Source organism: Sphingobacteriales bacterium, from assembly GCA_016700115.1.
Lineage (GTDB): Bacteria > Bacteroidota > Bacteroidia > Chitinophagales > UBA2359 > UBA2359.
The window spans coordinates 4,008,631-4,028,609 of record CP064999.1; the positions used below are offsets into that span (position 1 = coordinate 4,008,631).

Below are 19,979 nucleotides of genomic sequence, written 5' to 3' on the forward strand. Positions count from 1 at the left end.
ATAAAAGACAGGGTTGTAATTTAATTATGGCATTAAATTATCTGATTAACGTTACATTGCCTTTCTGAATAAAGGTTTTTCCTGAAGCGAACGTACCTTCTACCCAAAATACATACACCCCTATTTCACAATCAGTACCTCTTAGTGTTCCGTCCCATTTTGCGGTTGGATAATCTCCGGTAAAGATCAACTCTCCATAGCGGTTGTATAAGTAGATTGTAGCTTTTTCTATGCCGTTTCCTAAAATTCCGAATGTGTCGTTTATATCATCTCCATTTGGTGAGAAGGCGGTCGGCATCAGAATTTTCTCTTCTGTCGGACAATCCGGATCTACAGTATGCTCACAAATACAGGTCGCTGCGTTGAAAGTGTCCACGGTATTACAATCGTTGTCGTCGCAGTTGGGTGGCGCAATAGGTGTATTTACACATTGACAGGTGGTTGTGTTATAACTGTCTGAAGTATTGCAATCGTTATCATCGCAATTCGGCGGAGCAATCACCGTAAATTCACATTCACAAGTGGCTGAGTTATAAATGTCGGATGTGGTGCAATCGCTGTCGTCGCAGGTTGGCGGCGGTACTGGCGTAAACTCACATTCACAAGTGGCTGAATTATAAGTATCGGATGTAGAGCAATCGCTGTCGTCACAGGACGGGGGCGGAATTGGCGTAAACTCACACAGACAGGTAGTTGTGTTATAGCTGTCCGAAGTCGTGCAGTCGCTGTCGTCGCAGGCCGGCGGCGGAATTGGCGTAAACTCACATTCACAGGTGTTTGTGTTATAGTTGTCTGCCGTAGTACAGTCATTATCATCGCAGGTTGGCGGGGGTATGACTGTAAATTCGCACTGACAAGTAGTTGTATTATAGGTATCCGTTGTTGTGCAATCGTTGTCGTTGCAGGTTGGCGGCGGAATTGGCGTGTTTACACATTGACAGGTAGCAGAGTTATAAGTATCTGAAGTTGTGCAATCATTATCATCGCAATTAGGCGGAGGAATGATGACATGTTCACATTGACAAGCAGCCAAATTGTAGCTGTCGGCAGTATTGCAATCACCATCATCACAAGCTGTCGGGGTGATGGGGTTATTTTCGCATAGACAGGTAATGATATTGTAAACATCTGCAGTGTTGCAATCATTGTCGTTGCAATTGGGCGGGGTAACCGGCGTATGTTCACATTGACAGGTGGCAGCGTTATAGGTATCGGATGTATTGCATATTCCATCATCGCAATTGGGAGGTGGAATCGGGGTAAACTCACATTGACAGGTTGCTGCGTTATAACTGTCGGCAGTGTTACAATCACTGTCATCGCAAACCGGAGGCGGATTCGGCGTAAAGACACAAAGACAAGTTGTTGCATCGTAAGTATCAGTGGTTGTGCAATCTGAATCGTCGCAGGTTGGCGGCGCAATGGGTGTAAACTCACATTGGCAGGTGGCTGCATTATAGCTGTCGGCAGTGTTGCAGTCGTTGTCGTTGCAGGTTGGCGGTGGGATGGGGATGTTTTCGCAAAGGCAGGTCGCCATGTTATAGCTGTCTGCGGTGTTGCAGTTTCCATCATCACAAGCCGTGGGGCTTATCGGGTTATTTTCGCACTGACAAGTAAGTATGTTGTAAACATCTGCGGTATTACAGTCATTGTCGTTGCAATCCGGTGGTGGAATTGGAGTGTGAACACATTGACAGGTTGCTGAATTATACGTGTCGTCTGTCGCACAATTGGCATCGTCGCAGTTGGGCGGCGGAATGGGTGTAAACTCACAAAGGCAGGTCGCCGAATTATAGCTGTCAGCGGTGTTGCAGTCGTTATCATTGCAAACCGGCGGCGGATTTGGGGTAAAGACACATTGACAAGTAGCAGCATCGTAGCTATCTGTGGTCGTGCAATTTGCATCGTCGCAAGTTGGCGGCGGGATTGGCGTAAAGATACATTGACAAGTGGCTACACTATAGCTGTCTGTTGTGTTGCAGTCGTTGTCGTTGCAGTCCGGAGGGGGAATTGGCGTATATTCACACTGGCAGGTTGCTGCATTATAGGTGTCGCTTGTCGAACAAATTCCGTCGTCGCAATTTGGCGGTGGAATTGGAGTATATACACATTGACAGGTGGCAGCATTATAGCTGTCTACAGTATTGCAGTCGTTGTCATTGCATACCGGAGGTGGAATTGGGATATTTTCACAAAGGCAAGTCGCCATGTTGTAGCTGTCGGAAGTGTTACAGTTGCCGTCATCACATGCGCTTGGGCTGATGGGATTGTTTTCACACAAACAAGTTAGTACGTTAAATACATCTGCGGTGTTGCAATCGTTGTCGTTGCAGTCCGGAGGGGGAATTGGCGTAAATTCACACTGACAGGTAGTGGTATTATAGGCATCACTTGTCGTGCAATTCAGGTCATCGCATGTTGGAGGCGGAATGGCTATATTTTCACAAAGACAAGTTGCCGCATTATAACTGTCTGCGGTGGTGCAGTCGTTGTCGTTGCAGTTTGGCGGAGGTGCCGGGGTATGTTCACATTGGCAGGTTAGCGCATTGTAGCTATCTGCTGTATTGCAGTTTGCATCGTCACAATTTGGAGGCGGAACCGGGAAATGTTCACATTGACAGGTTGCCGTATTGTACCCATCAATGGTATTACAATCATTGTCGTCGCAATTTGGCGGCGGAATTGGTGTATGTTCACAAGAACATGTAGCAGCGTTATAGCTGTCTGCCGTGTTACAATCCAAGTCATCACAATTTAGAGGCGGAACAGGGAAATGTTCACATTGACAGGTTGCAGTATTGTACCCGTCAATGGTATTACAATCGTTGTCGTCGCAACTTGGCGGAGGAATTGGGGTATGTTCACAAGAACATGTAGCTGCATTATAGCTGTCAGCCGTGCTGCAATCCAAATCGTCGCAATTCAGAGGCGGGACAGGGAAATGCTCACACTGACAGGTAAAGGTGTTGTAACCGTCAATGGTATTACAATCGTTATCATCACAATTTGGCGGCGGAATTGGGGTATGTTCACACATACAAGTCAATGTATTGTAGGTATCGGCCGTATTGCAGTCGTTGTCATTGCAAGCCGTGGGACTGATGGGGTTAAATTCACACTGACAGGTCAGAACATTGTACACATCTGCGGTATTGCAATCATTGTCATTGCAAGTTAGAGGCGGAATTGGGGTATGTTCGCATAAGCAGGTTGCCGGATTATAAGAATCGGCGGTATTGCAATTTGAATCGTCGCAAGCTGGGGGAGGAATTGGGGTATGTTCACATAAACAGGTGGTCGAATTATAAGTATCCGATGTTGTACAATCTAAATCATCACAAACCGGAGGAGGTATCGGTGTAAATTCACAGGCACAGGTCAAAGTATTGAAAGTATCTGCGGTATTACAATCGTTGTCGTTGCAAACGGGGGGCACTATCGGCGTATGAACGCAGGTACATGTTGCATTATCATAAGTGTCAGTAGTCATACAATCCAAATCGTCGCAGCTTGGTGGCGGAATTGGGGCATATTCACACATACAGGACACGGGGTTATAGGTGTCTGTAGTATTGCAGTTGTTGTCGTTACAGTTCAGTGGAGGAATTGGCGTATGCTCGCATAAACAGGTGGCAGTATTATAGGTATCGGCTGTGCTGCAATCCAAATCATCGCAGGATGGGGGCGTGATTGGAGTATGGATACAGGTGCAGGTAGGAGCATCGTAAGTATCGGTTGTTGTGCAGTCGAGGTCGTCGCAATTTGGAGGGGTTATAGGGGTATGTTCACAGAGACAGGTTGTAGTATTATAAGTATCTGTGGTGCTGCAATCCAAATCGTCGCAACTTGGGGGCGGAATTGGCGTAAATTCGCATAAGCAGGTTAAAGGATTGAAGGCATCTGTTGTTGTGCAGTTCAGGTCGTCGCAAACGACCGGCGGTATCGGTATATGCTCGCACATACAGGTGGTGGCGTTATAGGTATCTGCTGTATTGCAATCCAAATCGTCGCAAGAGGGCGGTGTTACCGGTGTATGTTCACAAACGCAGGTTGTTGTATTATAGGTATCTGTGGTATTACAATCCAAATCGTCGCAACTTGGCGGCGGAATTGGGGTAAATTCACACAGACAGGTAGTTGCGTTGTAGGCATCAGAAGTTGTGCAGTTGTTGTCGTTACAAACCGGCGGGGGAATTGGGGTAAATTCACAAAGGCAGGTAGTAGAATTATAAGTATCTGCCGTGTTGCAGTTGTTGTCGTTGCAAACCGGAGGCGGGATAGGCGTATAAACACACATACAGGTTACTGTATTGTAAGTATCTGTTGTGTTGCAGTTGTTATCATTACATACCAACGGTGGAATTGGGGTATGTTCACAAAGGCAGGTTGTTGAATTATAACTATCGGCAGTATTGCAATCGTTATCGTTACAGTTTGGCGGCGGAATTGGGGTGTAAACGCATTGACAGGTTACCGGGTTATAAGTGTCTGTTGTGTTGCAGTTGTTGTCGTTGCAAACCGGGGGAGTTATCGGAGCAAATACGGCGGTCAGTACATCATTTTGGGTGATTGTGAAAGACGAGCTTGGATTTGTGGTTACCGGAAGGGTGTGGTTGTTGAGTATCCAATGGCTAAACTGATAACAGGGAGAGCTTGGAGTTGCGATGATGTTTAAAAGTGAGCCGTTGTTGTAAGTGGTGGTATTAGGGAAACTTCCGGGAGTAACCCCGTTTACCGAAATCGTTCCCATTCCGGGATTTTGGATTTGGGTGGTTAGCGTAACCGTTGGGGTGCCAAAATTGACATAAATTGTACCGCTTGCCGTTACATTTACGGTAATGTTTGGATTAGTCGCGTTGGGCAATGGTATGTTAGGAGCCATATCCCAGTTGATAAACTGATACCCTCCCGTTGGCGTGGCAGATATGGTGATGGGCGCATCGCCAAAATAGGTTCCTGTCCAGGGGGTATTGGTTACCACAATATTTCCGTTTATCGTTACATAACCGCCGGCAGGATTATTGATAATGATGGTTATTTCATAGGGACCCTCCACATCAAAACAGTTGGCAATGCCCTGATCTATGACCGTGCATCTGGTCAGGATAAAGTTTCTCAATGTGTTGACGTTGTTTTGCCATTGGGGAACATTGCCTCCCCATCTTGCTATCTGGCGCGGCATTTCGGGCGTAATGACGTTGATCATTGAATCTAAGAGATTGATCATGTACGTGCAGGAAAAATAGGTATTGTTAAGGTCGGCATACCTGTTTACGTACATGTCATAGAAGGTCGGGTTCTGAAACAGTGCATTCAACATATCGGTATGTTGCTGCGGGTCGCTCAAAGACGGGTTCCATGGGTCGCAGGGGCTTGCATTTGGGGTGGTATTCGGTATTCCGGTATAGTTGATATAATGCCCGAAAGTGGCATCCATATCCCAGAGGGTGTACCTCCATTTCACCATATCGTCTGTGCTGTGCCACCAGGCTGTGTTGTAGTTCAACCAGTCTTTACAAACAGTATGGGTATTGATAATGATATAATCGGCCAAACTCATCACGTTCATTTTGCTGGTAACGTAGTTGTAGTTAGCCGGTACTGCCATATTGTTGCCTAAAATATAAGTACGAAGGGCGTTCCATTGGGTCTGATTGCCGTATTCTGACCAGGTGCCTCCCCATGTTTTGATAAAGTCAATCTCCCATCGTCCTTTGTTGTAGTAGTATTCGGTAAAATCGTGGTCGTCCACTTTTTCGCGCATTTCATACAAACCCCAGTAAGCCCCGTTTACGTAAAGGGCGCAGTGTTCGTTACTTCGCTCGTCAAGGTCGAGGTTGGCGCGTTGCGATAGCACATGGACATAGGCATCGCGGATATGCGCACCTCCGTTTTGGAAGGGATAGTTGTCGTTGGCTGCTGGTTTGAGGATGACCCTTTGAAACCTATCGCGCGGGGTGTTCATAAAGAGTGCGTCTTTTACCGCATAGTCATAGCCAAACTGGTCGCGGACAATCAAATCCACCCCTCTTTGCTGGTAAGCCCACGAATCGTTTCCGTGTTTGTTAAACACGCCATAGCCTTCGTCTATTTTGGTAAAGCTTTGGTCGAACAATTCATAACTTCCTCTCGGTGAGTTTTGAGTGCCTCCAAACAAGGTGGTTAATCCTGCTCCGCAAACAGACAGAATTTTTATCGTGTGGGGGTTTACATTGATAAAATAGGTATTGGTTTCCACATAGCTGGGCAAAATTGCCGGATCGGAAGAGATACAATACGCCCTTACAACCCTTGCGTTGCCCGCTGTTCCGGCCGGATTTAAATTAAAAGCGCCTCCGTATAAAGTAGAGGCGGCTGTTGGAAAATCTCCGTTGGTGGTGTATCGAATGGTAATGCTTGGATCGGGTGTGAGAATATTGATGGAGATTGTACCCGAATATCCGCCTGAGGCAGGGGTGATATTAGGAGTTGTAGCGTATGCAGTATAGGGTGAAGTTCCGTTGGTGGCGTTTGGAGTAGGGGTTGTGAATATTCTCCAGTTTGCACTTCCGTTCGGAGAACGGCCCCACGAATGGTTTTCCTGATTGGGGATATCTATGGGGTTTGAGTCTATAATAACGCCGGCAGCATTGGCGAGCACGACATCTTCGGATGCCTGTGTTTGGTTAATTTTAAAATTTGTATGATAATTTGTACCTACTACTGTATTTCTGCCTGATGCCCAAAACCGGAGATATCCGTTTGCGGCAATGGTAACACCTGCGGGAATGACCCATTTGGTCGGTTCTGCAATTTTATCACTCAAATGCCAGCCGGCAAGGTTTACCGCTGCGCCTGTTGTGTTAAACAATTCAATCCAGTCTTCGCGGTTGCCGTAGTTATCGGTCGGGCCGTTCATGTTGGCTGCCGAAAATTCGTTGATAACTACCTGACTATATAAGGAATTGGTGATGAATAGGAATAAAACAAAAATCGGGCATCTGGAAAGTAGCGAGTGTAGCATACAGTTTTGTTTTAAAGGATTTATGGCTACAAGATAGCGTTTTCTTAACCTTTTTTTAACAATTCCATATACAAATCCTGAAATTTTGAATAGATAATGACAGAATTTGACAAGATTTCAGACTTTTCTGCTTTATGTTCCGTTATTATGACATTTTTATTACTAATTCAACTTTTAATGTTCTATATCTTTAGCCCATATTGTTGTAATATTCCTTTGGCCAAAGAGGCTTTATGCACCTCGTCCGGCCCGTCATAAATTCTTGCAGCCCTTTCGTGCCGGTACCAGAAAGACAGAATATTTTCGTCTGTTAAGCCTGAAGCGCCATGCGTTTGAATGGCTTTATCTATTACATCCTGCAAAACGCCGGCAACCTGAAACTTGATGGCAGAAATTTCATTCCTGACTGCCTTTGCTCCGTTTTTTTCCATGTTTTTTGCAGTATGTAAGACCATGAGCCGTGCTGCCTGTATTTGTGCGTAGCTTTCGGCAATCCAGTTTTGAACGGTTTGTTTATGTCCCAGCATTACCCCTTCCGAAAGTTGTCTGTCGCAAGCTCTTTGACACATTAACCGGAACGCCCTTTCACAAATCCCGATCCACCTCATGCAATGATGTATCCGTCCCGGACCTAACCGCTCCTGTGCCAATAAAAAACCCGCTCCCTCTGCTCCAATCCGCTGTCGTGCGGATACCCTGCAATCGTTATATCTGATTTCGGCATGACTCAGATACCCCTCCCCTGTTTCCCCCATGATAGATATATTTCGTACTAACTCAAATCCGGGCGTATTGACCGGAACGATAAACATCGAAGCCCGTTGATATGCCGGTGCAGCCTGATTTGTAACTGCCATTACTATTGCAAACTCCGAACCTTCGGCGGATGAGGTAAACCATTTATGTCCCGATATGATATAATCTTCTCCGTCCTTCACCGCAGTTGTTCCCAGGTTTACCGGATTTGACCCGGCAAATTCCGGTTCTGTCATCGAAAAACAACTGCGGATATTTCCCGCGATCAAGGGTTTCAGATACTGTTCTTTCTGACTTTCTGTGCCATGATGGATCAGCAACTCCATATTTCCGGCATCGGGTGCCTGACAATTGAAGATATAATGCCCGTAAGGAGTGGTGCCGAGAATTTCACCTAATTGCGCAAACTCCGTTAAGGTCAATCCGCCTCCGCCAAGCTTTTGGGGAATATGCGGTGCCAATAGCCCCATGTCTTGTACTTGCCGGCGCTTTTCTTTTATCCATGGTTCAATTTTGAAAAAAGAATCTTTGAGCAATTTCGCTTCAAACGGGTAAACTTCCTGTTTGATAAATTTTCGGACCGCAGACAGGGTTTGCTCAAACTCTGGGGTGTTTTTTATATACATAGATATTTAGCGGATTAAAAGTCAGGAATACTGCAATTACCGGTTTATGGCCATTTCCCCTGCAATTTCAGAATTTTTTCAATCAGATCCCGCACACACCCCTCCCCGCCCTTGTAGGGTGAAATGTATTTGCAGATCCTTTTTATTTCGGGGGCGGCATCGGCAGGACATGCCGCAAAACCTACCTGTATCATGACCGGCAAGTCGGGAATATCGTCGCCAAGGTATAAAATCTGCGATTTATCGAGTTCGTACATCATCACCAACTCTTCAAATGCCTCCATTTTGTCGGTGCAATTAGTATAGATATCCACAATATCCAATCCTTTTAACCGCTTTACCACTCCTTCCGATTTACCCCCCGTAATGACGGCAATTTTGAGGCCGGCAATCCCTGCACGATGGATTGCATAGCCGTCTTTTACGTACATGCTCCTCAGCAAATGACCCTGTTCTGTAATGTGCAACTGATTGTTGGTCAATACGCCGTCAACGTCCAGAATAATGGTCCGGATGCCCTTTAACGCTTCCAATATATTCATGTGTGAATTGTTTAAGGGCGCAAAATACACTATTTTTTGGGTGCGGTAAACCTGAATGTAACTCCGACATGAAAACCTAATCAGGTCGCATTAAAAAACAGCAGCACGACCCACTATTCCGAAAACGGATTTTGGCGTTGAATAAACAAAGTTTGAATGGGAAACGGAATTCGTATATTTTCGGTCCTGAATCGCTCCACCAATTGTTTATTCATATCCATTGTCAGTTCATAAGCCTGCGAATTGTTGTAAGCCCATGCCCAAGCCCTCAGTTTTACGGAAAAATCTTCTAAACGGACTACCTTGACCAATACCGGATGTTTGCCTGCTGCTTTATTTTCCTCACTTCGATTGTCTATACAAAAGGGATGATTGAAAATTTCTTCCTGCATCACTGCAATGGCCTTATCTAAATCGGTGTCGTAAGCCACATTGATTTCTATGAATTTGCAAATCTTAGGGTCGTTCAGAGTCGAGTTTAAAATGACCTTTGAATTGATTATCGAATTGGGCACTACTATTCTCCGGTTTTCCTGATTGCGCAACACGGTATGCCGCAAGGTAATATCTTCCACCACGCCAAATGCCGTGTCGTCAATGACCAAATGATCTTTGACCGAAAAGGGACGAAAGATGACGATGAAAACACCACTTACGATATTGGCGAATGCCGCCTGAGAAGCAAAACCGACCACGACCGCTAAAATTCCGGCACCTGCAAGCAAAGAACTCGAAATAGCCCTCAAAGACGGAATTGACCATACGGCTATGGAAAATCCGAATATGTAAATCAATGCCTGTCCGAAATGTTTCAGAAATACATAGTTGGTCGGGTCGTTCTTGATTTTTCTCGCCGAGCGTTGTATGATTTTACCAAATAATGTTTCAAACAGTTTGGCCAATAAAATGGTAACTATCAAAATCACCAAAATATAAAACAACAGCCAGGGCATGTCTAAATACTCTTTTTTGGCAAAAAACCGGTTCGCCTGTTTCCACCATAGCCTTGTTTCGGGGTTGTTCAGCCAGGTATTGGCTAAATAAATGATTGTCATCATTGCTTTATTTCCTTTTATATTAAAAAACAACGCATTTCCCGCTTGGGTTGATGGGGTGATTCCTCAAAACCCGTTAACCCTGAAAATTATCCTCCAGTTCATGCCCCAAAACCGGTTCGAGAGTTCAGGATTTCATTCATTTTGCTGCTTTGTAACCTGCCATTTTCTTCAGATTGTAGCTACGACAAGGGTAAAGCGGGTTTCTGTTTGTTGCTGAACTCCATTTTGGGCGATTTGCAGCTCCCTATTTTAAGATTTTATGCCCGTATAATTCACTATTGAAGAATTGCAACCTGTTTACAGATTTGAGTTGCTTACTGTTGAATTGGTTTGAATTGAATTTACCGCTGTATCATTCATTTTTAGTCCTGTGCAGGTAGCATTTTACCTCGTAACATCTTTATTTGAACCTGTGCAATTAACATTTGCTATTGTGCAGCAAGCATTTACCAACGTACTGAGCAGGTTTGACCTCGTGCAATTAAAATTTACCGGCAAATCTCTTTCGCACGACTATTTTCTTACTAATTGCGTTAGTAAATTTAATATGCACATTGATACATGTATTCCGCACGAAACCGAATTTGCTTCAAACATTGGTAAGTCAGAGTTTAACGCAAAAAAAAATGTCTTTTTTCCCAATAAAAATTACAATTTCAAAAGAGAAAAAAGAAATTTTAAAGGGGAAAATCATAGTTTTAAAGAAGAACGAAGTAAGAAACGGGGCGTTTCTTGTTTCAAAAACTCTTCAAAAGTCAATTGGAAAGATTTTAATTGACTTTTTAAGCAAAAGAATTTATTTTTCAGGCGGGGAAATTGCAATTTAAAAGAGGGAAATCATAATTTTAAAGAAAAACGAAGTAAGAAACGGGGCATTTCTTGTTTCCTTTTTGAATAAAATTGATTTAAAATTGGCAATCCCTGAATGGGAAACAGATGATTTACTTGCTTGAATTGGTTTTGTTTTGAATGGTAAGGGTTAAAACCAAATGGATTTGGTTTTTGATGAAATTCATTTGCCGTACAACAAATGCTTTGTTCACTTTACCGTTACCAAAGCGATTACAAATAGTTAAAAGGTATAGGTTTCCAATTCGAGGTCAGAAAATCCCCAATTTTCAGCGTTAATTTGATAGGAAGTTTTGTTTTTAAACAGGTATTCTCCACATTGAGAAACGATATCCCAGCCCAATCCGGGTCGTTTGTGCCAAAAATGTAGTTTTTCTAAAGGATTCATACTTGCCCAACCGTCTGTATGATGAATATGATACGTACAGGCGTTGGGAGGTAAAACTACCTGATGATAGCCTTTTGCAGCCGCAGCAATTAAGGCCATACTATCAATATGAATTGAATAAAGATCTAATTCGGGATACCCCTGAATATCGAACCACGCTTGTTTGCCCATTAAAGTAAAATCACCGCAGGCATCCGTGTCAAGCGACCAAAGATTTACCTCTGTCGGATTGTTGAACCATTTCCGTTTTAAGCCAACGGCATAATTCGTAAACCTGGCTATCTGCTGATTTTTAGTAAAAAAAGGATGTGCATTGGCTAGATAGGGGTAATATGCACTTAATCCGTTCCTGCTGAGGATATTGTTTCTTGCAAATTCGACTTGTTGCGGAACGGTTAATTCCTCGCTGACAGAGTTTGGAATATCGCAGCGGTTTGCGCGGTAAAAACTTTGTTGGTTTAAAGTTTGCTGCGCTAAAAAAGCCATCAGTTCGTCTGAAAAAAGTAAATCTACGTTTGTACAGAGTATAAATTCCGCCTTTGCGCGTCTGATTCCTACGTTTTTGGCTATCATTTGATAGAGCGGAATAACCGACGAAAACCGGTATTTTTGGTGAATGGCAGGTGGAACTATCAGGTATTTAAGCTGTAAATAGTTTTGGCCATTGGGCAGTTTTGGCAGAACATCTTTTAATAAGGCATTATTTTGCGGAGGGTTCCATTCTACAAAAATCAATTCAACCGGAAATTGATGCTTATTGGATTGATAAATTAACCCGTTCAAAAAAATACGCATTCTTTTAAGCATATCACCGCCATGATTGTCATTTCTCGATGCAACAACGATGCTTAGATAAGGCTCCATATTAGATTTTAAAAAACAGCTCGCAAACTATTTAGAAATTTGTTCTCTTATCCAATCGTAGGTTTGAGATATTCCGTTAAAAAGGGTTGTTTTAGGTTCCCATCCAATCGAAGAACTGATGAGCGTATTATCTGAATTGCGTCCGTTCACTCCAATCGGTCCTTCGATATGTTTGACGGATAATTTTTTTCCGGAAATACGAATAATCATTTCAGCAAAATTATTCAGGGAAATCATTTCTTCAGAGCCGATATTGAAAGGTCCGGTATGTTCAGAACGCATCAATTGGAGGATGCCATCTATACAATCATCAATGAATAAAAAAGAACGGGTTTGAAGTCCGTTTCCCCAAATTTCAATTTCTCCCGGGTTTTGTGCTTCTGCAACTTTTCGGCATAAGGCCGAAGGGGCTTTTTCTTTACCCCCTTTAAAAATTCCTTTAGGACCATATACGTTATGGAAACGCGCTATTCTGACAGGTAGCCCGTGATTTCTGTGATAAGCCAGATAAAGCCGTTCGCTAAAAAGTTTTTCCCAGCCATATTCGCTGTCGGGATCGGCAGGATAAGCAGAACTTTCTGAACAAAGGGGATTATCGGGGTCTTGCTGATTATAGGCAGGATAAATACAGGCAGAAGAAGAGTAAAACACCCGTTTTACTTTTTTTTCAGCACAGATTGAAACGATATTGAGATTGATTTGGGCTGAATTGTGCATCACCGAAGCATCATTGATTCCGGTAAACAAGTAACCGGCTCCTCCCATATCTGCCGCAAGTTGATAAACTTCGTCAAAGTCAAGGTCAAAAGCGTTTTCACATTCTTTGGCGATTCGCAGGTCTGCTATCAAAAAATCGTCTGCTTCTGTTTTTTCAAATTCCGGAAATTTTAGATCAACTCCTCTGACAAAACAACCCTCAGACTTTAACCTGCTGACTAAATGCGATCCGATAAAACCTCCGGCACCTAAAACCAATACTTTTTTTATGTCTGAATTTGGGGTTGCCAATTTACTTTTGGAATTTTTTGAAACCTTTTAAACACATACTTGTGCCAAAGATAGGGGATTAAACCGGAATATGCAATTTCAGCCTGCCGGTAGGTTGGATTAGGGTTTTGAATAACCTCCACTAATTTTCCGGAAACTTCCAACGTATTTATTAGGTTGGTTTGTTGAAATTCTTTTTCTTGCAGGGTGTCTAAAAAAAAAGGTTTCCACTCATGTTTCATCCAATTTGCGATTGGAGTTTGAAATCCCATTTTTGAGCGACGAAAAGCTACTTTCTCCGGCATAATTGAAGCTAAAGCATATCGAAGAAGTGCTTTGGTGTAACCATTTCTGAATTTTGAGGTGTAGGGAACTGAAAAACAATAACTAACAATGCGATGATCTAAAAAAGGCATTCTGATTTCTACTCCCGATGCCATTGAATACCTGTCATAGTTTCTCAGTAAGGTGGGTAAATTGTCATAATGAAACAACCTGAACAAGGCACTGTTGAGATTACCAAGTTGATGAATGTTTTTTACCCCTTTTTCATTTGCAGGTAAATTGGGTTTTGGTTTGAGAAACAGTTTCTTTATTTCGTCAGGCAAAAACTTAAGAAATTTAAATACGTTGCGGTTTGAAGAAACCCATTGAATATAATCTAAGTAATTGACGGGAGGTTTTGCAAATTGGAGGTTGTCAGATGCCGCTAAATTTCGATAAGTTTCTAAAAGGTTTTTGATTTGAAAAGGGTTCAGACCGCAATCCAAAAAAGTGTTAAACATAAAAGTATCGTACCCTGCAAATAATTCGTCTGCCCCATGACCATCAATACAAACAGATACACCATTCATTTTTGCAGCAGCATAGGTTTGCATCATCGGAACCGGTGAGGTAATATAAATATCTTCGGTTAGATACAGATATTCCGGCAATTGGTTTAGCCCGGCAACAGGGTCTATCTGAACTTTTACTGCGGCTATATTCAAGTAATCAGTAACCATTTCAGCATAGGCAACTTCATCCAAAGGAGTCCCCGGCATCGTGGCTATAAAAGCATTTTCCCGGTTTTCAGCATAATATTCATCGGGTTGGTTCCTGCCATTATAAGCAATACTGCATAATACTGCACTTGAATCTATGCCGCCGCTTAATGCAGTCCCTATTCCAGCATCTGCTCTCATTCTTATTTTGCAGGCATCTAAAAATAAGGATTTAAATTCTTCTGCCTGAGCTTCAAACTTTGCCGGAACCGCATGAATATGGTCTAAAGTATTCCAGTATTGGGTAAGTTGCAGGCTATTGTTTTTAAAAACTCCCCAATGACCGGCAGGGAAACGGAATATGTTTTTTATCAGACATTGATTGGTTGATTCATAAACAAGCAAGTTTTGAGACATCCACCCGAAATATTCGGATAACGCGATTTCCGGTAAAAAAGGAATGAGTGCTTTCATTTCGGAAGCAAACGCCATTCTGCCAGATGATAATTGAACATAATAGAGCGGCTTTTTACCAAATCTGTCGCGACATAATGTTAATCTGTGGTGATGATGATCCCAGATTGCCAAAGCCCACATGCCGTTTAGTTTTTCCCAGCAGGCATTTCCCCATTGGTCAAAGGCTGCTAAAATAATTTCAGTATCTGTATTTGTAAAAAAGTGGTGTCCTAAAATACTGAGTTCTTTTCTCAGTTCCGGAAAATTGTAAATTTCACCATTATAAGTGATGGTATATCTGTTTTTATAGTGTAAGGGTTGAATGCCATTTTCTGAGCAATCCTGAATAGCTAGCCTTCGATGTCCGAGCATGATGGAATTAGAAATATCTGCCCAAATATGAAACCCATCCGGGCCTCTGTGTTGTAAGAGATTCAATGCTTCTGCAAAAGAACCGGGATGAACCGCCGGCATACAACCCAAAATTCCACACATAATCAGGGATAAGATTTGGTAATCACCAATATTTTTCAGGATGTAAAGATAATTGGATCAGTTCAGGATTATGAGTTGCTGATCAGTTTCATAATACTGCCCGCATGGTCACCGGTTTTTTTAATGCTTCTCAGGATGTCTAAATATAAAATTCCCTCTTCTATATTGCTTTGACGGGAATTTATCCGGTCATAAATATTTGTAGTGATTTGCTTGTATAATCTGCTGATTTCGGCTTCAATTGCTTTTGATTCAGAATTATCAATGGAATTTAGATCAAAGCCCAGATTTTTGTTCATCACTTCAATTGATTGGTGAGAAAACTTCAGTATTTTATGCAATTCGGTAATTAATTCCTGAGGAGCGGGATGGGGCAAGTTAGAGATTTTTACTATTCTGCGAGCAATTTTGTGGAGGTGGTCGGCTATGCTTTCCATATCGTTGACAATACTTAACATGTTACGAACTTGTTTAGAAGCCTTTTCAGTAATTTGAGTGCTGATAATGATTGATAAAAAATTGCTGACTTCTTGTTCTAACACATCGCTTAATTCTTCTCTTTGACGGATTTTCGCCATCAGATTGGTTCGGTTTTTAACCTCGCCTACCAAAAGCAAAGCCACATTCCCACTCATTTTTTCAAGCAATATTCCTAATTTTTTGATCTCGGTCTGTGCTTCAGAAATATTGAGTTCTGACAATTCGACCAATCCCGAAGACAAATGTTTTAGCCTGAAGGTTTCATCTTTTTTGTTTTGGGTTGGAAACAACCGGATGATTAGTTGGGCGGAATAAGGAACTATGCTGAGGTGTATAATGGCATTTAGTACATTAAACAAGGTATGAAACATGGCAATCCCATTGGTTTCTATGCTTTGCCTTTGTTGATGCATGGCTGCATCTGCATTTGCAACCTGATATGGGATTAAAATTGACGAATGATTGGTAAAAAAAATGGATTGCACCCAGTCAACAAATTGCAGTAAAAACGGAAAAAAAAGCAAAGCCCAGACAACACCCGAAATATTGAAGAATGTGTGAAAACGAGCAGCTCTTTTTGCATGAATATTACCAAGCAAAGCGGCGATATTTGCCGTAGTTGTAGTGCCGATATTTTCTCCTAAAACCATTGCCGCAGCCTGAGGAAACTCTATCCATCCGTTAGAAAGCATCACCATAGTAACCGTTGCAGAAGCACTGGAAGATTGTAAAATTATACTGATAATTGTTCCGGCAACTATAAAAAAGAGGTAGGAAACGAGTGTATTTGAGTTGAAATAGTTTAGCAGATTGAACAAAGTGGAGTTTTGCTGCAAATCGGGAACAGATTGACGTAGAAAAACCAACCCAATCAGGAGCAAGCCAAAACCCATGAAAAATTCGGCAGTGTTCCGGGTATTGCCTCTTTTAAACAGTAGCGGAAAAGTCAATCCTATGACCGCTAAAACTGCAGATTTCAGCCCAACTTCATAACCAAACAGCCAAACTAACCAGGCCGTAAATGTAGTACCAATGTTTGCGCCAATGGTTACTGCCATAGATTGGGTGAAGGTAATCAATCCCGCATTTACAAAACTGACGAGCATGACAGTTGTAGCAGAAGACGATTGAATGATGGAGGTCAAAACTAATCCAGTAAAAAATCCGACAGCCCGATTGGCGGTCATTACCTTTAATGCTCTTCTTAATGTCCGTCCGGTAACTTTTTGTAAAGATTCGCTCATTACTTTCAGTCCGTAGATGAAAATGCTGAGTGCGCCCAATATTTGCAAAAAGATAAAAATACCGTTCATAAAAGATATATTCCAAATTCAGACTAAAGCGAAAGGTCTGTTTTTTTCTGCAAAATAAGTGTTCTGTTTTTCATTTAGAAATCGGCAGGGATTAAATCGCAAAAAGTTGGATGATTTGTATTGCTTCAACAAGAAGTTATTTTTACAAAGTTTTTCATGAACTCATAACCGAACTCCCTGAAAAAAAGAAATCCGAAAAACAGAAAACTGCTTTTCGGATTTCCAAGCAAGGAATAAATCCTCTCTTTTATCTGCCAAGGTAGGCACTTACGCCAATTTGTACCCCAAATTCATTAAATTCTCCCAAATCACCGAAATGGCGGTTATAGAACAAAATGGGTTCGATACTAACCGCATCATTCAGAAATGCTGCATAACCAACTCCAACACCTGCTGCCGAACCGGTTACATTGTCAAGAATTGCAGGTACTGACTGAAATTCATATTTAGCCTGACCAAACAAGCCGTTGTTCAGGTAACCTCTTACAAATGGGCCTATTCCGAAACTTGGGTCAATATCTTTCATTTTATTCACTGAAACTAAAGCGCCCAAAGCAAAATTGTTAAGAATAAAATATCCAAATTGTGGTGCTAATGACAAAATATAAGAATTGTTGCCATCTTCTGCCATCATCACAAAACCTGCTGTACCGCCAATCAACATAGAGCCTTGAGGGACCAAAGCGCCGGAAGAAGATTTTACCGTTTTTTGGGTAGTTTTATTAATCGGTTCAACCCTTTGTCTTTGTTGGGCATAAGTGTTTTCAAAAGCCAGAAAACAAAACAACACAAACATAAGAACTGCTACTTTTTTCATAATCTTAAATTTTACAGGTTTAAAATTGTTTTATTTAAATTAGTGAATTATTTTTGTTAACAAGAACTGCGATTGCAATTTTTTGAACTACAGCCATTTAGACAGATAATAGGATTTTGGTTACAGGATTTCCTCATTTTTTTCATTGTTTAACTATTTTAAACACAAAGAAATTAATTGGAATTCCACTGTTTTGCAGCCTTTTTGATCATTGTTTTTACCTGTAATTGTTAAGATTCCCCGCAGGATGAATTTGTATAAAATTGAAAAAATCAGACTTATGAAAAAAACCACGATTGCTTTTTTTACAGGGCTGCTGTTATTTAGCTTCATGTTAAATGCAACTCAGTCCGGAACTCAATATCTTTTTGTTTTTGATGCTTCGGGTTCAATGTGGCAAAAAATAGACAATGAGTTTAAAATTACCATTGCCAAAAGTGTGTTAAAGGAACTGGTTCAAAAACTACCTGACGATGCCCGTTTGGGATTGGTGGCTTATGGTCATAACCGCGAAGGCGACTGTAACGATATTGAAACTTTAGTACCGATAGGACCTGCCGATAAAGCGGCATTTAACAAAAAAGTGGATGCCTTGAATCCCAAAGGAAAAACTCCGATTGCTTTATCTGTCAATCATGTTCTTTCAATACTTAGAACAGAATCATTAAAACATACCACGATCATTTTAATCAGCGACGGTTTGGAAACTTGTGAGGGAAATGCCTGTGAAACGATGAAAAATGCAAAGGCTGCAGGAGTAAACATTACCACACATGTCATAGGTTTTGGAATTTCAGAATCCGATATTTCCGAACTTGAATGTTTGGCACAAGCCGGCGGAGGAATGTACTTGCCGGCAAATAATGCTCAGGAGTTAAATGAAGTGTTAAATCAGGTTACCGTCGAGCCTGTTTTGGGTGGGGGGTATTTATCGGTAAAAGCGATGCTAAATGAAGAATTGATTGATGCACTTGTCCTCGTTTTTAAGAAGGGACAAACCGAAGATATTGCTTCAGGACGTACTTATACCGGAAAAGAAACCAATCCAAGAGTGTTGTTATTACCTGCCGGCGAGTACGATGTTGAAGTGAAATCTGTCAGATTGGAAGGTAGCCCAAAGCAGATTTTAAAAGGATTGGTTATTGCGGCAAACGATACCTTGAAGGAAGTTGTCAGCTTTTCGAAAGGGACTATAAAAGTGGCAGCGAGCAGAAATGGCGAAATTTCAGATGCTTTGGTTCAACTTATGGTGGCAAATTCAAAGGAGACCGTTGCCAACAAACGAACCTATAACAGCAAATCTTCAAATCCTGTTGTTTTTGAAGTTCTGCCCGGCACTTACGATATTATTGTCAAATCCGTTGAAATTGAAGATTCTCCAGTAAAGAAATTCGACAATATTGTTCTAAAGGGAGATACCGTTCTAAATTTTAGTCATAATTTTACTTCAGGAACTTTAAAAGTCGGCGCAAAACAAGGAAGCGCCTTAGTGGATGCCACTATTACTGTTTATTCCACCAAAGACAGTAAATCTTCAGTTGCAGCAGGAAGAACTTATGTTTCGGCAAGTTCAAATCCTAAAACATTTATTTTGGAACCCGGAAATTATGAAGTAAAACTTGGTCCCGTAAAACCTAAAGGTCTCCCTCCAAAAAACATGCAGGTTACCATAAAAGAAAATGGTACTACCGAAATTTGGGGGGAATGGTAAATATCTTTCCCTCCATCAGTTCAATAATTCATTCCTCTTTTTAACAATCAAAAAATTTTTTTATGAAAAAGTCCTTATTCGCTTTATTTATTTTTTTGTTTTCGGTGAATGTGATGGTTTTATCTTCGTGCAACGGTGATGACGACGATGACGACGACAATGTGTTGAGGAGTGCTGAGTTACAAGTCAATATTTCCGGAGATTATAGTCAAAGTGTGAACCAGACAATTGCGCCCGGTTCGCAAACCCATTCAGCCGCCGGAGCTTTTAACAGCCTTGTCGGAACCTTGGGCATTCAGTTCAGCGAAGGAGCCACCTGGTTTATCAATTTAACTTCGTTTAATGCGACAGGAATTGCTACAGGAACTTATGATTTGGCTGATCCTGCCGGTTCGTCTGTTTATTATCATACTGCAACTGGAGCACCGAGCGGATTTTATTCGGTGTCGGGAAGTATGACAATTACCGAATCTGAGTCAACAACCCCACTTGGAAAACCAACCGATCGCTATGTTACAGGTTCATTTTCAGGAGTATTTACAACTGACGAAGATCCTCCAAGAACCGTAAACGTCAGCGGGAGCTTTAAAGACGTTTATGTGCTTTACAATTAACCGGTTTTTTAGATTCTTTTATCAACCGTTTTTTTTC

General features: G+C 41.8%; 12 protein-coding genes. 3 read left to right on the forward strand and 9 right to left on the reverse strand.

Translation table 11 applies throughout. The features are described 5' to 3' along the window. Positions 1–37 precede the first annotated feature (37 nt). The 4 genes from IPM47_14195 to IPM47_14210 form a co-directional block, all read right to left on the reverse strand. The gene (locus IPM47_14195; protein ID QQS28015.1) at positions 38–7,003 is read right to left on the reverse strand and encodes a CotH kinase family protein; all 6,966 of its coding nucleotides are present in this window, start codon (positions 7,001–7,003) and stop codon (positions 38–40) included. Between the two features lie 182 nt (positions 7,004–7,185). Beyond that, positions 7,186–8,385: an acyl-CoA dehydrogenase family protein gene (locus IPM47_14200; protein ID QQS28016.1), complete on the reverse strand. Its 1,200-nt coding sequence runs from the start codon at positions 8,383–8,385 to the stop codon at positions 7,186–7,188. Positions 8,386–8,429: 44 nt separating this feature from the next. Next, the gene (locus tag IPM47_14205) at positions 8,430–8,927 is read right to left on the reverse strand and encodes an HAD hydrolase family protein (protein QQS28017.1); all 498 of its coding nucleotides are present in this window, start codon (positions 8,925–8,927) and stop codon (positions 8,430–8,432) included. A gap of 113 nt (positions 8,928–9,040) precedes the next feature. Then, positions 9,041–9,985, reverse strand: coding sequence for a mechanosensitive ion channel family protein (locus IPM47_14210; protein QQS28018.1), 945 nt, complete (start codon positions 9,983–9,985; stop codon positions 9,041–9,043). Positions 9,986–10,611: 626 nt separating this feature from the next. Here IPM47_14210 and IPM47_14215 point away from each other — a divergent pair. Continuing rightward, on the forward strand, positions 10,612–10,812 hold the full coding sequence (locus IPM47_14215; protein QQS28019.1) for a hypothetical protein: 201 nt from the start codon (positions 10,612–10,614) through the stop codon (positions 10,810–10,812). Between the two features lie 245 nt (positions 10,813–11,057). On the opposite strand, the gene IPM47_14220 is transcribed toward IPM47_14215, so the two are convergent. The 5 genes from IPM47_14220 to IPM47_14240 form a co-directional block, all read right to left on the reverse strand. Next, positions 11,058–12,086 carry a hypothetical protein gene (locus IPM47_14220; protein ID QQS28020.1) on the reverse strand — a complete coding sequence of 343 codons (1,029 nt, stop codon included), beginning with the start codon at positions 12,084–12,086 and terminating at the stop codon, positions 11,058–11,060. A 27-nt stretch (positions 12,087–12,113) separates the two neighbouring features. Further along, on the reverse strand, positions 12,114–13,073 hold the full coding sequence (locus IPM47_14225; protein ID QQS31482.1) for an NAD-dependent epimerase/dehydratase family protein: 960 nt from the start codon (positions 13,071–13,073) through the stop codon (positions 12,114–12,116). Next, positions 13,070–15,007: an asparagine synthase (glutamine-hydrolyzing) gene (asnB, locus tag IPM47_14230; protein ID QQS28021.1), complete on the reverse strand. Its 1,938-nt coding sequence runs from the start codon at positions 15,005–15,007 to the stop codon at positions 13,070–13,072. Before asnB ends, IPM47_14225 begins: the two co-directional genes overlap by 4 nt. Before the next feature lie 68 nt (positions 15,008–15,075). After that, positions 15,076–16,800 carry a Na/Pi cotransporter family protein gene (locus IPM47_14235; protein ID QQS28022.1) on the reverse strand — a complete coding sequence of 575 codons (1,725 nt, stop codon included), beginning with the start codon at positions 16,798–16,800 and terminating at the stop codon, positions 15,076–15,078. 247 nt (positions 16,801–17,047) lie between these two features. Next, a complete protein-coding gene (locus tag IPM47_14240) occupies positions 17,048–17,617 on the reverse strand; it encodes a hypothetical protein (GenBank protein QQS28023.1) in 570 nt (189 codons plus the stop codon). A 280-nt stretch (positions 17,618–17,897) separates the two neighbouring features. Between IPM47_14240 and IPM47_14245 the strand changes: the two genes are divergently transcribed. Both IPM47_14245 and IPM47_14250 read left to right on the forward strand, forming a co-directional pair. Continuing rightward, positions 17,898–19,328, forward strand: a complete 1,431-nt coding sequence (locus tag IPM47_14245) for a VWA domain-containing protein (GenBank protein QQS28024.1) — start codon at positions 17,898–17,900, stop codon at positions 19,326–19,328. Positions 19,329–19,390: 62 nt separating this feature from the next. Then, positions 19,391–19,942, forward strand: a complete 552-nt coding sequence (locus IPM47_14250; protein ID QQS28025.1) for a hypothetical protein — start codon at positions 19,391–19,393, stop codon at positions 19,940–19,942. Positions 19,943–19,979 lie beyond the last annotated feature (37 nt).